2 protein-coding genes are annotated in these 1,197 nt (G+C 55.1%); one reads left to right on the top strand and one right to left on the bottom strand.

The annotated features are described in order from the left end of the window. The coding region (locus F2P44_RS35265; RefSeq protein ID WP_223165155.1) for a hypothetical protein at positions 1-202 on the top strand (202 nt) is incomplete at its 5' end. Here the strand turns inward: F2P44_RS35265 and F2P44_RS34280 are convergent. Continuing rightward, complete coding sequence (locus tag F2P44_RS34280) at positions 177-881, bottom strand: hypothetical protein (protein ID WP_167094550.1); 705 nt, start codon at positions 879-881, stop codon at positions 177-179. The genes F2P44_RS35265 and F2P44_RS34280 overlap by 26 nt on opposite strands. Between the last annotated feature and the right edge of the window lie 316 nt (positions 882-1,197).

Below are 1,197 nucleotides of genomic sequence, written 5' to 3'. Positions count from 1 at the left end.
CCGGGTGGACCTTAAAAGCGAGTTGTTCACGTACTCGATCGACGAGCGCGCGCTGGCGCACGCACGCCTGATGGACGGCAAATTGCTACTGGTCACGAACACCGCCGATCTAGCGCCTGCCGACGTCCCCAGCGTCGCCACAATCGGTGTCGATCGATGGCGGCCAGTTCATCGCATCACAATAATTTCCACCAAGGCTTAACTGCTGCGGCAGTGGGGGACCGTGGAATTGGATCGAGCGGTTCCTCATAACTGAATTCGACTGTGAAGCTCTTGCCTTCGTATTGAAGGACCGCTTCGCGCCATTTATTTCCGTTCTTCCACATGAGCACGGCTATTTCTTCGCACAAGGCTCTGAGACGGCCGCTGATCGTTGCTGCATTTCTGGACTTGGCATTTTTCAATCGATAGCCAAGCCAGTTACCATCGCACTGAATGGTTAGCATTCCGGCTTGCCAGTCAGATGGCGCAGATTCGATACATTCCGCTAGTACCATTTGAATCATGCTGTCGGTCGTCTGGCGTACCAATTCATCCCGCGTGGGCAAGTCCGGTACCAGGTTTTCTTCACCGCCGTCCAACACCAAGGTTGCTCCAGCAGGAACACTCAAACTCTTGAGCAAGTCACGTAACTTCGGCAGGGCGGTATGAAGATCAACGACACCGATCACTAGGACGTCATCACCGGTCGCATCCACGACATCCAAGTCAAGCACCATGCCCTCGCGCGCTGGTTTCAGAAGATCATCAACTGCCGCTTTGACTTGCCAACGATCTGTAGGGCAAGGCATGCCATAGTCGCGATCCCGCAAGGTGAAGCTTAGTACCGGACTGCCTTCGAGCAATACCCGCAGGGCAGCGTCAGGATGGATGTCGCTCATAGCATTTCAACCGTGGAAAATTTTCATCTTAACATGCATGAAAAGGCGAACGCAGTGAACCAGACGAACAGCGGCTTCCGATTCCGTTATATTTTGACGAGCGTTGGTTTCCGGCCGATCTCGGCCGTTCGGCACTCGATAGCAGATTGCCAAAGTGGACAAGTCGCCAAGTGTCACGACAGGCAGCTGCCGTTAAGGGTTGTCCGATGCCGGCCGCCGTCACAGACTCAAACTGATGCACGCAAGCGTCTCCGGCCGGCGTTGGGCAAGCCGCGAAGGAGGAAACCGCGGGATGTGTCGTTGTCGTCAAGCTGTG

Source organism: Massilia frigida (assembly GCF_011682175.1).
In the GTDB taxonomy this organism is placed as follows: Bacteria; Pseudomonadota; Gammaproteobacteria; order Burkholderiales; family Burkholderiaceae_D; genus Telluria_A; species Telluria_A frigida.
The sequence above is the reverse complement of the archived record's forward strand: the minus strand, read 5'-3'. Positions and strand labels throughout refer to the sequence as shown.

Coding starts and splice junctions, on each gene's coding strand:
- F2P44_RS34280 (WP_167094550.1), bottom strand. CDS start 881: ATGAGCGACATCCATCCTGACGCTGCCCTGCGGGTATTGCTCGAAGGC.